The organism is Paenibacillus sp. WC2504, assembly GCF_052682475.1.
Genome location: NZ_JBQZFH010000001.1, coordinates 807,938 through 820,611 on the forward strand (window position 1 = coordinate 807,938; position 12,674 = coordinate 820,611).

Annotated in this window: 12 protein-coding genes and 1 riboswitch; of the genes, 10 read left to right on the forward strand and 2 right to left on the reverse strand. The window is 51.8% G+C overall.

Translation table 11 applies throughout. The features are described from left to right. The first annotated feature begins 3 nt into the window (after nucleotides 1-3). From ACUN27_RS03705 to ACUN27_RS03730, 6 genes are all read left to right on the forward strand, one after another. Nucleotides 4-3,066 carry a cyclic nucleotide-binding domain-containing protein gene (locus ACUN27_RS03705; RefSeq protein WP_315953013.1) on the forward strand — a complete coding sequence of 1,021 codons (3,063 nt, stop codon included), beginning with the start codon at nucleotides 4-6 and terminating at the stop codon, nucleotides 3,064-3,066. A gap of 13 nt (nucleotides 3,067-3,079) precedes the next feature. Further along, nucleotides 3,080-3,541 (forward strand): ATP-binding protein, encoded by a 462-nt coding sequence (locus ACUN27_RS03710; RefSeq protein ID WP_315953014.1) that lies wholly within the window; start codon nucleotides 3,080-3,082, stop codon nucleotides 3,539-3,541. Next, nucleotides 3,538-3,873, forward strand: a complete 336-nt coding sequence (locus ACUN27_RS03715; protein WP_127457854.1) for an STAS domain-containing protein — start codon at nucleotides 3,538-3,540, stop codon at nucleotides 3,871-3,873. Before ACUN27_RS03710 ends, ACUN27_RS03715 begins: the two co-directional genes overlap by 4 nt. Nucleotides 3,874-3,924: 51 nt before the next feature. Further along, complete coding sequence (locus ACUN27_RS03720; protein WP_315953015.1) at nucleotides 3,925-5,322, forward strand: PP2C family protein-serine/threonine phosphatase; 1,398 nt, start codon at nucleotides 3,925-3,927, stop codon at nucleotides 5,320-5,322. 128 nt (nucleotides 5,323-5,450) lie between these two features. Beyond that, on the forward strand, nucleotides 5,451-6,422 hold the full coding sequence (locus ACUN27_RS03725) for an eCIS core domain-containing protein (protein ID WP_315953016.1): 972 nt from the start codon (nucleotides 5,451-5,453) through the stop codon (nucleotides 6,420-6,422). A gap of 237 nt (nucleotides 6,423-6,659) precedes the next feature. Then, nucleotides 6,660-7,181: a YbjN domain-containing protein gene (locus tag ACUN27_RS03730; RefSeq protein ID WP_326061111.1), complete on the forward strand. Its 522-nt coding sequence runs from the start codon at nucleotides 6,660-6,662 to the stop codon at nucleotides 7,179-7,181. A 498-nt stretch (nucleotides 7,182-7,679) separates the two neighbouring features. Here ACUN27_RS03730 and ACUN27_RS03735 read toward each other — a convergent pair whose 3' ends face one another. After that, nucleotides 7,680-8,345, reverse strand: a complete 666-nt coding sequence (locus ACUN27_RS03735) for a hypothetical protein (RefSeq protein ID WP_445558390.1) — start codon at nucleotides 8,343-8,345, stop codon at nucleotides 7,680-7,682. 167 nt (nucleotides 8,346-8,512) lie between these two features. Next, a complete protein-coding gene (locus ACUN27_RS03740; protein ID WP_445558391.1) occupies nucleotides 8,513-9,496 on the reverse strand; it encodes a bile acid:sodium symporter family protein in 984 nt (327 codons plus the stop codon). A 159-nt stretch (nucleotides 9,497-9,655) separates the two neighbouring features. Beyond that, nucleotides 9,656-9,754: riboswitch (TPP riboswitch) on the forward strand. A gap of 143 nt (nucleotides 9,755-9,897) precedes the next feature. Here ACUN27_RS03740 and ACUN27_RS03745 point away from each other — a divergent pair. Genes ACUN27_RS03745 through ACUN27_RS03760 form a run of 4 tightly spaced genes read left to right on the forward strand, consistent with a single transcriptional unit; the run spans nucleotide 9,898 to nucleotide 12,674 of the window. Next, nucleotides 9,898-10,542: a DUF561 domain-containing protein gene (locus ACUN27_RS03745; protein ID WP_445558392.1), complete on the forward strand. Its 645-nt coding sequence runs from the start codon at nucleotides 9,898-9,900 to the stop codon at nucleotides 10,540-10,542. Next, a complete protein-coding gene (thiO, locus tag ACUN27_RS03750) occupies nucleotides 10,526-11,713 on the forward strand; it encodes a glycine oxidase ThiO (RefSeq protein WP_445558393.1) in 1,188 nt (395 codons plus the stop codon). Before ACUN27_RS03745 ends, thiO begins: the two co-directional genes overlap by 17 nt. Next, a complete protein-coding gene (thiS, locus tag ACUN27_RS03755; RefSeq protein WP_127458742.1) occupies nucleotides 11,697-11,900 on the forward strand; it encodes a sulfur carrier protein ThiS in 204 nt (67 codons plus the stop codon). The genes thiO and thiS overlap by 17 nt, the downstream gene beginning before the upstream one ends. Before the next feature lie 6 nt (nucleotides 11,901-11,906). Further along, entirely contained in the window at nucleotides 11,907-12,674 is a 768-nt protein-coding gene (locus ACUN27_RS03760; RefSeq protein ID WP_445558394.1) for a thiazole synthase, read from the forward strand.

Consider the following 12,674-nt stretch of genomic DNA (forward strand, 5'->3'; position numbering starts at 1 on the left):
GATATGCAAGGAAGCTTAACCAGATGGATGGGACTGCGGACGGAAGATATCCGAAAGCTGTGGATGATGCTGCCGATCTTTTATTTTAGCGGAATTGCGGAGTCATTGAACTATACGGCATTTATGGCCCTTTTTAACCAAAGATTCGGCGTGCAGTATTTGCCCTATATCTATATTGCCGAGGCGGCCATTATGCCTCTAGAGGGTTGGTTGCTGGCAAAGCTGGCCAATCGGTTGCCGAAGGCCAAATTGATGACGACGCTCTATCTGTTGATGATCGGTTTATTGGTGTTGAACGGTGCGGTGCTGCTGGGTTTCAAGCTGGGTGGCATTGACTTCCGCTTTTATTATCCCATTATGTTCATCTCCTCCAACTTTGTTGTCAGGCAGCTGACGCTGCTCTTGTGGAGCACAGCTTTTGATTTATGCCCCACTCAGCAGGCAAAAAGATTGATGCCGGTGTTCATCGCGTCGACGACGACAGGTGGAATTACCGCCGGTTTGCTCGCTCATCAAATCGGCAAGCTGCTCGGAACGGAAGCGGTCTATGCGCTTGCTCCGGTGTTGATGGTGTTCGGCTTCATCTTTTTTCGTAAGGCGCTCGCGCGCTACTTGGTGCCTTTAACGTTAAAAGAAGATCTGCGGCTGAAAAGCCAGAGCGGAACGGTTCAGGCAGAGGAAGAAGAACAACAGCTGCCTGCCGGCTACTATGCCAAGCAGATGCTGCGCAGCCCGTTCTTGTTGTGCGCAGTTGCGCTAATGACGCTGATGCCGGCCGTGTATTTCATGATCGAGTATCAGTACTTTACCGCGGCGGAAGCCAAGTTTCCACTTGAAGGCGATTTAACCTCTTTTTACGGCTTGATTACGGCCATTCAATTCACGTTCTGTCTTTTGCTGCAGACGGTGTCTACCCGTTTAATGAACTGGCTGGGCGCTAGCAACATGCTGCTCGCCATCACCGTGGTGTTCTTCGGAGGATTCGGACTTACGGCCTTATTTATGAATCAGTCCCTTGGATTGGTGCTGGTTTCGGGTTCTTATGCCGTCTTCTATATTTTGCTGTATTACATTGCAGAACCTTGTTATCAGCTTTTTTTCAAAATGATGCCCATCTCCAAAAGGGACGGCTACCGTTATTTTGCTCAGGGTGTCGCTGCCTCAGGCGGGATATTGATCGGCTCCTTGCTGTCGCTGCTGCATTCCTTCGGCTTGATCCAACTGTCGCTGCTAGCTTGGCTAGGCGTAGGTTTGGCGGTCGTTCTCGTCATTGTCGCTTGGTACGGCAGGCACTTATACATCCGCGAGCTGGTAAAAAGTGTGCAATCGCTGCACGCTGATTTGTCTGATATTGCGGAGTCCTTTATTGGGGGCATCCGCAGTTCTAAGGCGCTTTCTGCCATGCTGGGCTACTTGAAGCATCCGAACGATTATGTGCGGGAACTGGCGCTTGAAGTAATCGGCAAGGCGAAGGATTCCGCGTTTCTACCGCATTTGATCGGGATGATCGGGGAAGAAAGCTCACGTATCCGCATAGCCGTGCTGCGCGCGATGAATCTCCAAAGCGCTACGATTCAAGATCTCGTACAGGTTGCGTCCTTCCTTGAGGACGAAGACCCGGAGGTGCGCGCGGAAAGTGTAAAACTGATTTCCAAAGCAACGCATCTTAAAAGTCAGTCGCACTTTTTCATTCGCGTTAAGCTGCTGGATAACCATCCGAGGGTTGTACATGAAGGGGTTAAGGCGCTTTACTCGCTCGAAAGCGAAGAAAGCTATCAAGCCTGTGACGAGGCGATTATCAAAATGCTCGATAACGGCGGCGAATGGGCTGTCTATGGCTGCCATACCGTAGCGGATCTGAAGCTGGATACCTATTCCGCTTGGGTGTTATCGCTGCTCGATGATCATCGGCCCGCGGTTAAAGTTGCCGCTGCAGCGTGCCTCGGTAAGCTTAGCCATATCGAGGCGATTCCGGTCCTTCTGAATATGGTGCCCTTGGCGGATCAGGAGCTGCGCAAAGCCATTCTCCAAGCCTTGGTAGATATGGGCGATAAAGCATTGCCGACCCTGTCGGGCAGCCTGAACCATGCGAATCCTTTCATCTGGAACGCAGCCGTTACGGCTCTTGCAGAGCTGCTCGATGAAAATAAGCTGAGAACGCAGCTCGTTGACCCTTGCGTAAATCGCATGCTTGCCTCGACGCAGGAACGAGCTTTGTCGGAAGCCCTGCTCCAGCTTGGTATGAAGGGATTAGCAGAGCTTGCGAATCAACGGTGCGCTGAGCTGCACAATGCGCTGGTCGGCGGGGCTTGGGCCGTTATGGCCAAGTTCGCTGACGAACGTGTTGTGGCGACGCTGCGCGAAGCAACCAAGGACGAGAACGAAGAGGTCCGGGAGAATGCGCTTGAGGTGCTGGCCGAGGGACTGGGGGACCGTAAATTGGCTTTCGCCCTGCTGGAGTTATTGAAGCAAGGAACGGCCAGCAGCGATATAGCGATGACCGAGCCGCTCAGGTTACTGCAAGAAGCTGTACGATGGTCGGATGATTGGCTGAAGGATATCGCGGTTTACGCATTAAGTTCACTGGAGCGTGATGGGATGAGAGAAGAGCGCAAGTTTTTGACCATGCTGGATAAAGTTATTTTTCTGAAGCAGGTCTCTTTATTCGCTGATTTGTCCGTGGATGAACTGGGGTTAATCGCTGGTATTGCGACGGAAGAAGTCCACGAAGACCTGACCTATTTACTGCGCCGGGGGCAAAGCAATTCAGCGATGTATTTAATCATTGAGGGCAATGTTGAGCTGAGTAATGAGACTGGTGTAGGCGAAACCGTAACGATTGGTGTTCTGGGACCTAAACAACCATTCGGGGAAACGACGGCTCTGGACGGATCGCCTTCCTCAGTTACAGCTCAAGCTATTTTCGATGAAGTGCGAGTGCTTGCGTTGCAAGGTGAAAGTCTTTCCCGACTGGTGAGATTGTATCCGGAGATCGGCATCGGGCTGCTGCATGCATCAAGTGCCCGTGTTCGTTTGCTGGAAAACATGCTTTTGAAAATGGCTTAAATCGGCTAGGTGGATGAGCAGAGAGGGCGGGACGAACGTGTCGGTAGAGACCATCGTGTTAAGCAATGATCTGAAGGAGCTTGAGCGTCTAGGCGTATTCTTAAAAGGGCTGTCACCGGCAATGGGCATGGATGATCAGACGTTATTCCAATTGAATCTGGTTTGCGACGAGCTGGTAACCAATATCATTCTCTATGGGCACCCTCCGGAGGAACGCGGTATGCACACGATCCGTCTCGACATTGGGGCTGCTGCAGATGGCTGGGAGCTTTGCCTGACGGATCGCGGAGTGCCTTTTAATCCGTTACTCAAGGCAAGCCCTCGGGTTGATCTTAGTATGGACGAGCGTGGGATCGGCGGTCTGGGCATTCACTTTGTGAAACAAGTGATGGATGATATCCGCTATGAGCGTCTGAACGAAGAAAATAGACTGATGATGACAAAACGTCGAATTCAGAAGGAGGGAATATCATGAATGTAACTGAGAGCATACAGGGGGACATCGTCTTGCTGAGCTTAAATGGCAGACTGGATGCCAATACGTCAGCGAGTTTGGAAGCGGCTTTCTCTAAGCTGGTCGAACAAGGGAAAGGCAAGTTTGTTTTTGATCTGCAAGGACTTGACTATGTGAGCTCTGCAGGACTTAGAAGCTTATTGTCCGCAGCTAAAATGATCAAGGTTATACAAGGTAAGTTGGCACTTGTGCGCATGAATGAGAATGTCAAAGAGGTTTTCGATATGTCAGGGTTTAGTTCCATTTTTTCGATTTATGACAAGGAAGATGATGCCATCCATGCCATTTCGTAGCCGAACAAACAAGTACCAAGATCGTGCCCAAAAGCTGGGGAGGCGTATGGAATGAATATCGTCGTAGGTGCTCTTCTTCTTGTTTGTTTGGTGATCGGCATCGTGTGGCAGCTTAGCGAACGAAGACGCAAGACGGCTGATCTGGAGCTTCAGCGGACGATGCAGCTGTTCGATGTCAGCTTGGAAGTGAACTCGACAATTCACAAACAGGATTTGCTGATCAAAATCATGGAGACCTCCTCTCGCATCATGAATGCAGAAGCTTCTTCCGTCATTTTGGTCGATGAGGAAAAAGGAGAATTGTTTTTCGACCTTGCGCTTGGTGAAAAAGGCGATGAAGTCCGCGAAATTCGCCTCAAAATCGGCGAAGGCATCGCCGGCTGGGTGGCCCAGACCGGCCAATCGGTCAAAATCGATGATGCGGCACAGGACGAACGCTGGTCCTCGAAGGTCGCCAAACGCGTCGATTATCCGACACGTAACATGCTTTGCGTGCCGCTTGTGAGCAAAGGTAAAATTATCGGTGTGCTGCAGGTGTTGAACAAGCGAGAGGATGTGCATTTTACCGACCGTGATTTGCAGCTCCTGGAGTCCATTGCTTCTCCGATCGCGGCGTCTTTGGAGAATGCCATGCTCTACGACGTTTTGGAGAAGACGACGGCCGCCAAAGAACGAATGGAAAGCGAACTGCGTATCGCAACTAACATTCAGATGGGCTTCTTGCCACGCCAAGGCTTGTACATGACGAGAGGTTCAGAATCAGGACTCGCGGATGCCAATGAAATTACGGCAGAAGCTAGGGCATTTATTCGTCCGGCGCGTGAGGTCGGCGGCGATTTCTACGATTATTTTCGACTCGGCGACGACAAGCTGTTTTTCGTTTTGGGGGACGTATCGGATAAAGGGATTCCTGCAGCGTTGTTCATGGCAGTTACGATGACCTTGCTCAAGGGTAAAATGAGCCCGGACATGTCGCCTGGAGAGCTGCTTACAGCCGTAAATCAAGAGTTGTATAAGGACGATTCGACGATGTTTGCGACGATTTTCTGCGGTGTGCTTGACGTAAGATCAGGGAGGCTGCAGTACAGTGATGGAGGCCATTGTCCACCGTACATCGTCCGTGAGAACGGCTTTGTAGATCAGCTGAAAGGGAAAAAAGGCCTTCCGCTTGGCGTCATGGATGACATGCTTTATGCGGATAACGAAGTGACGCTTGATCAGGGTGACCGACTGATTATGTATACGGATGGCATTACGGAAGCCGAGGACCGGCAGCAGGAGCAATACGGCTTCTCGCGACTTCATGCACTTTTACAAAAGGAGTTGTCGAGCCAGCCGGCGCAGCTACTGGAACAGATGACCCGGGATGTCGACCGCTTCGCAAATGGTGCTATCCAGTCGGATGATATTGCCGTACTCATCATAGATCGTAAACCAAACAAAATGTAACCTCAAAAATCCGCAGGTGTGATATAGTGAAACTAGATGACATCATGCGCTCAGATACGGATAATGATGGGGCGCAAGCCGTCAGTTGATGGCATTTTACTCAGTACTACCATTCTAGGAGGGTTCATATGCCAATGCATCTATCGCGTATCAACAGGCAGCCAGATACTTCCCTGCACAATCATTCTCGCACGAAAAACAATACGCACGGGCAGTCTACGGGAGCAGATCTCATGAATATACAACGGGCTATCGGCAATAAAGCGGTAGGCAGCATGCTGTCCATACAGACGAAATTGACGGTTGGTCCGGCTGGAGACGCCTATGAACAAGAGGCGGATCAAGTAGGCAAAGAAGTGGCGGACAAAATCGCAGCCTCGGAAAATAGTGGAGCGTCAGCTGATGTACAGCGGAGCGAAGGCGGGGAGTCGGAAGAGGAAGAGCTGCAGATGAAGCCGTCCTCGGAGACGATCCAGCGGAGCGAAGGCGGAGAGTCGGAAGAGGAAGAACTGCAGATGAAGCCGTCCTCGGAGACGATCCAGCGGAGCGAAGGCGGAGAGTCGGAAGAGGAAGAACTGCAGATGAAGCCGTCCTCGGAGACGATCCAGCGGAGCGAAGGCGGAGAGATGGAGGAGGAAGAGCTGCAGATGAAGCCATCCTCAGAGACGATTCAGCGGAGCGAAGGCGGAGAGATGGAAGAGGAAGAACTGCAGATGAAGCCATCCTCGGAGACGATTCAGCGGAGCGAAGGCGGAGAGTCGGAAGAGGAAGAGCTGCAGATGAAATCGTCCGACGGTGAAGCGTTTGAGGCGGATGCTTCCATTGAATCGCAGATTAAATCCATGCAAGGCAGCGGCAGTAAGATGGACGCACAAATTCAGGCTAAGATGGAATCGGCCTTTAATGCGGATTTCAGCAATGTTAACATCCATAATAATCCAGCCTCATCGAAGATTAATGCTTCGTTAGGGGCGGAAGCTTTTGCGACAGGGAATGATATCTTTTTCCGTGAAGGACGCTATAACCCGGATTCGCGCCAAGGCCAGGAGCTGCTCGGACATGAGCTAACGCATGTTATTCAACAGCGAGGCGGCAAATAAAAGGGTCTCGTATAAGCAACAGGGATAACGATGTAGCCTGTTGCTTTTTCGCGTGTGGGAGCGAGTGTATCCCCTTCATGTTTGCACAGAAGCTATGGGAAGAAGTATATTTGCACTTGAGAAAGTTAAGAATGAGCAGATTATAGGGTAAGCAGATGAATGAATTTGAATGCATTTGAATGGATTAAGCAGCCTAGTTAAAGCATTGGGCATAAGAAAGTAGGAGGGCGGACACATATGCTGCCAGATCATGTACACGCGCGTCATTTCGCGCAGTTAGGGCTTTTAAAAGAGATTCTGGATGAGACAGGCCTTGCCACCAATTTGTTGGAGAAATCAGACGCGATTCCGCTTCACGTGCTGATGGCTGGTTTTCAAGAGGATAAAAAAGGGCGGGAACGTTTTCTGCATTTTAGCTATTTACCTTTGAACGACGAAGAGATCGCTGCGATCCAGCTGCTGCAAATATACAGTACGCTTCCTTTTCACCTTGAAGAAGGGAAGCGCGATAAGGTTGCCGCCGTGCTGCTTGAGATTAACACGCGGTTGCCGATTGGCCATTTTGGCATTAATGAGCATAATGAGCTGCATTACCGCTATGTGTACAGCATCTCGGCTGCGCGTTCTTTTGACAGTGAGGAAGTGCTGGAGATTTTAAGCTTGTTCGTTTATATGTGTGATATGTTTGCCGATCACGTGGAGTTGGTGGCCAGCGGTGAAGCGGATGCCGAGCAGGTTGTTCAGGCACTCAGAGGTTAAACATCAACGCTGAAAAGGGCTGTCCCGGATGTAGAGAAATCTACCGACGGGAAGCCCTTTTTTCGTTCGGGTTAACCTTACTTTCGATAAATTAACGGGCTATACAAGCCCAAATAACGTCATTTTCTTTACGGTTTCCAATGTTGCTGCCACGATGGCTATGGCCTGACTGAGCAAGCAGCCTGCTTACGCGCTAACGGACTCAGGTGCCGCTATTCGATGAAATAGAGCCCTTTTCAAAATCTAACGGACACAGCAGCCGTTATTTACCTCTGTGGCAGTGTTTTTCGCTGCTTTGAGGTGCAATAACGCTTCTGGGGTCCGTTAGCTCAAAAATCAGGCTATTTTATTGGAAATAGCGGCTGTGGGGTCCGTTACAATTGACTGTTGGCAGCACTAGGCAAAGTCCAGCCCATTATTCGCGTACACGAACAGACTGTCCGCGCTATACACCAAATTCCGCGGGCCTGAAGTTCCTCTAAAGATGAGATCCCTGCTTTATTTCACTCTCTCCTGCAAAAGCTCCACAAGCTGTTTGCCCGGATCCTTCATCATTTGCCCGCCATTGCCTCCGGCAGGACGATTGCCGCCTGGTTTGCCGCCGTTCTCGCGAGGCTGTTTCCCAGCGTCCGTGCCGTTTGAACCGGCTGCTGCATTCGGTGAAGCCGAAGAGGAAGGTGCGCCTGAGGCATCCGGTTTCGAGCCTTTTTGCCCATTGAAGTTGCCACGCGTGCCATCACCTTGGTTCCCGCCGCCATTCCCGCGATTGGCCATCTTGCTCGCAGCGTCATCGATGAACTTCTTCTGCGCGTCCGTCAACTTCTCGAGCAGCTTTGTTTTGTTCTCGTCGCTGAGCTCAGCTTTGGTTTCAATGTCCTGCGCAACGGGCAGCATGACTTGGGCCTGCTCCTTCGTGATGGCAAGTCCTTCCGCTTTGTCCATCATGAGAAGCGTTTGGAAGGTGCTGAACAATTGTCTCTGCGCCTGACTCATAGCGGGACGATTCTGCCCCTGCTGCTTCGCATCTGGCGAAGCTTGCGCACTCGCTTGAGGCTGTGCTGTGCTTGCCGCTGCTTGCTGAGGGGAAGCTTGGTTACCGCAACCGCTGAGCAAAGCGGGAATAAGGATGCATAAGCCGGCTATTTGTTTCATTTTAATTTTCATATGTCTATGTACCACTCCTATCATTGATCTTCCATTTCAGTTTCATTGTACGGCGTAATTATGAAAAAAAAGAGAAGGGAAGCTGAATAGGAGATAAATGTTAGCTTAAAAATGGCTGAGCGTGTAAAAGAGCATGCAAAAAAGAAGCTGCGCAGGCAGCTCCTCCATTAAACTTGTTTGGCGCGATTCACAGTAAGATTAGGTCTATCGCTTTTCAGAGCGTATTTTCTGTTCAATAGAAAACCAAATAATGACGCCAGCGATTGCTGGAACAGCATCCCGAGCACAACTGGAATGGCCACCGGAGGCGGAAAGTACGTTACAGCAAGCACGGCGCCGGCGCTAATATTCCGCATCCCGCTGTTAAACGTAAGCGCCACAACGACGTCCTGCTCCCACTTCATCAGCTTGGCGACGATCCATCCCAGGATGTAGCCGAGAGAAGCGAGGGCTAGTACAAAACCGGCCAAACCAAGCAGTTTGGCATTAAAATCACGCAAGTATGGCGCAATAACGGAGCTGTTAATCGCGACAACGATGCCCATGCATATTTTCGAAAAAGGACCTAGACGGCCGCTCCATTGTTCTTTGATTTTGCCTTTCGTCCATTGATTAAGCAGCATGCCCAGTAAGGACGGGACGACGATCATGAAGAATAGACCTTGCATCATGGCAAAAGTGTCCATCTGGACTTTCGTACCGACCAGTGCAGAGAGTGTATAAGGAACAACAAACGGTGAAAGAACGGTATCCATGAGAATAATGGATAGGGTCAGCACGATGTTCCCACGATAAATGGCGACCCACACGAAGCTTGTAATTCCTGTTGGAATGGCTGCTGCCAGAATGAGTCCAGTGATGGTTAACGGCTCAGAGCTGTAAACTGCGTGACCGAGTCCAAGCGCGAGCAGCGGCATACCGACATGTAGAATCAGCAGCGTAGCGATAAGAGGGAAGGGCTGGACGATAACTTTAATAAATTCCTTGAAGCTGGAGCTGATGCTGCCCGAGAACGTCATAAAGGCAAACAGCCAAGGCGATAAGAAGGTAAAGCCGGATAAATGACTGCCGAGCAGAACGCCGATAAGCACGCTGACAGGGGTGATGAGCGGCAAAATTTTTTCCAGTTGGCGATTCAATTGAGATAGCATCTGGGTGTTCATCCTTCCTGACAATGGATAATAAAGGCCGAGGGTTGCGTTCTCCCTATTATAAGAGCATTAGCTTCGGGTGACTAGGATAAGATGGGTTGGAAATTTTTATTTCCATCGACTGGATACCGTGTTATGATAATGAACAAATGAATACGAATGTATCCCTAGGGGCGCCGCAAGGCTGAGACAGAGCAATCTGAACCCTTTGAACCTGAACTGGGTCATACCAGCGGAGGAAAGTGGAAACCGGACTTTGGCGCCTCATTTTTGCATGTTTATTATGCGGGCAACCTACAACCACTTTTCTTAGGAAAAGTGGTTTTTTTGCGTCTTGATTGCCGCTCCAGGCTGCATTGCCTATCGATACATCGGTTCAAAAAGTGAGGAGGCGGACTTCCATGTCCGAGCGCGAGCTGCATGTGATATCGAATGGCAAGTTGGCATGGAAGGAGATGGCTGCCATTGCAATCCAGATCCATCCTTATGTCACAGCCATTCATATCCGCGAGAAAAATAAGCCGATGGATGAAGTTTTTATGGGCGTACAGTATTTGTTGGAACAAGGTGTACCCGCGCGAATCCTTTGTATTAACGGCTACCCCTGGATGGCAACTGCTGCGGGGCTTGGCGGTTTGCACCTTCCTGAAAGCTCTCCGCAACTGATGACGATAAAGGAGAGCTACCAAAGTGCGCATCGCACAGGAGTCTCCGTACATAGCACGGAGGAAGCTGTAAAACGTGAGAGCGAAGGGGCGGATTATGTCTTGTATGGGCATATTTTTGCAACGGGTTCAAAGCTGGGGGTTGAGCCAAGAGGGCTAGAACAACTGGGGAATGTTGCCCGGCAGGTCACGATTCCAGTCATCGCTATCGGTGGCATAACGCCTGCAAAAGTAAGGTCTGTGCTGGCTGCAGGAGCTTCCGGCATCGCAGTGATGAGCGGCATCTGGGAGGCGGATGACCCCGTGGAAACCGTAAAAGCTTACATCCGAGAGTTGCAGCAAGAAGAAACAAGAGGTGAGAGACTTGAAGCATACGAGTGACATTATCATCGTTGGCGGAGGCGTGATAGGCGCATCAATCGCCTATCACTTGGCGAAGCGAGGCCAGTCCGTCACGCTGCTGGAGCGCAGCAGGTTAGGGACGGAGGCCTCGGCGGCCGCAGCCGGCATGCTCGGAGCGCAGTCCGAGATGGAGGACACCGGGCCCCTGTTCCAGTGGGCCCGGCAAAGCAGAGCGATGTTCCCCGAACTGAGCGGGGAACTGAGGAGCCTCACGGGCATCGACATCGGTCTCGTCCGTGAAGGGCTCTTGAACGTCGCGCTCAGCGACGCTCAGGAACAAGAACTGCGCGCGAGGGAGAAGCTCCAGCGCGCAGCGGGTGAAAGAGCGGAGTGGTTGAGCGCAGCCGCAGCCGCAGCGCTCGAACCCGCGCTGAGCAAGGCGACGCGCGGAGCTCTGTACCTGCCCGAGGATGGGCAGGTCGAGGCGCCGCAGCTGGCGGCGGCATTCGCGCAGGCGGCGCGGGTGCTCGGGGCGAAGCTGCAGGAATTCGCCCACGTGCAAGGGCTGCTGACGGAGCGCGATCGCGTCGTCGGCGTAATGACGAGCGAGGGGCCGCTGTATAGCGAGCACGTTGTTGTGGCGGCCGGGACGTGGAGCGGCCAGTTCCTCGCCGGCAGCGGGATCGACCTGCCGGTGTATCCCGTGAAGGGGGAGTGCTTCTCAGTACTCACGGAGAAGCGCGAGCTGCAGAAGACCCTTTTCACGCCAGGGTGCTATATTGTTCCCAAAGCAGGAGGACGGCTGCTCGTCGGCGCGACGGTTGTGCCGAACAGCTACGACCGCAAGGTGTCGCTGGCAGGGCTCGCAGAGCTGATGGAGAGAGCGAAGCAATTAATGCCCGCAATCGGCGATGCCGAGTGGGAAAAAGCTTGGTCAGGCCTGCGTCCGCAGACGCCAGACGGCATGCCGTACATCGGCAAAGTCCCGATGTATGAGGGCTTATTTGCGGCCTGCGGGCATTACCGCAACGGGATTTTACTCAGCCCGATCACAGGGAAGATCATCGCTCAGCTCGTATCAGGCGAGGACGCGGGCAGTTTGCAGCCCAATTTGGACGCATTCTGCCCTGATCTGTCGGGAACGTCCAAGCGGATGGAAGGCGGGCGACTACAAGGAGAGGAGCTGCAAAGCATTGAAGCTGCACATTAACGGCCAAAGCGTCGAGGTTCCGGATGCGATTCGTACGATTGAAGAGCTGCTAGCCCATTTTGAGCTGCAGGAGAAAATGCTCGTTGTCGAGCATAATCAGAACATTTTACAAAAAGAAGATCATGTGAAAACGGAGTTATCGGAAGGACATAAAATCGAAATCGTTCATTTTGTTGGAGGGGGATAATTAACCATGTTAAAAATCGGTCCATATGAATTTCGTTCAAGATTATTGTTAGGCACAGGCAAATTCCCGAATTTCGATATTCAAAAGCAGGCTGTGGATGTGAGCGAATCGCAGATTTTGACGTTTGCGGTGCGGCGGATGAACATTTTTGAGGCGAGCCAGCCGAATTTCTTATCCATGCTGGATGTGTCGAACTTCACGCTGCTCCCGAACACGGCAGGGGCCAAAACAGCGGAAGAAGCGGTGCGCATCGCCAAATTGGCGAAAGCGTCCGGGCTTTGCGACATGATTAAGGTAGAAGTGATCGGCGATGAGATGACGCTTCTGCCAGACCCCGTTGAAACATTAAAGGCGTCGGAGATGCTGCTGGAAGAGGGCTTCATCGTACTGCCGTATACGTCGGATGACGTGTTGTTGGCTAAACGCCTTCAAGCGCTTGGGGTGCATGCCATCATGCCGGGAGCTTCACCAATTGGCACAGGGCAGGGCATTATCAATCCCCTCAACCTGAGCTTCATTATTGAGCAAGCAACGGTGCCGGTCATCGTCGATGCCGGTATAGGCGCTCCTTCGGACGTAGCGCTGGCGATGGAGATGGGCGCAGATGGTGTGCTGCTGAACACAGCGGTTTCGGGTGCCAAGGATCCGGTCAAAATGGCGTATGCCATGAAGCTCGCTATTGAAGCGGGACGCGCCGGTTTTGAGGCAGGCCGAATTCCGAAAAAACGTTATGCTTCGGCGAGCAGCCCGATGGATGGTTTTAGCCGGGTTTAG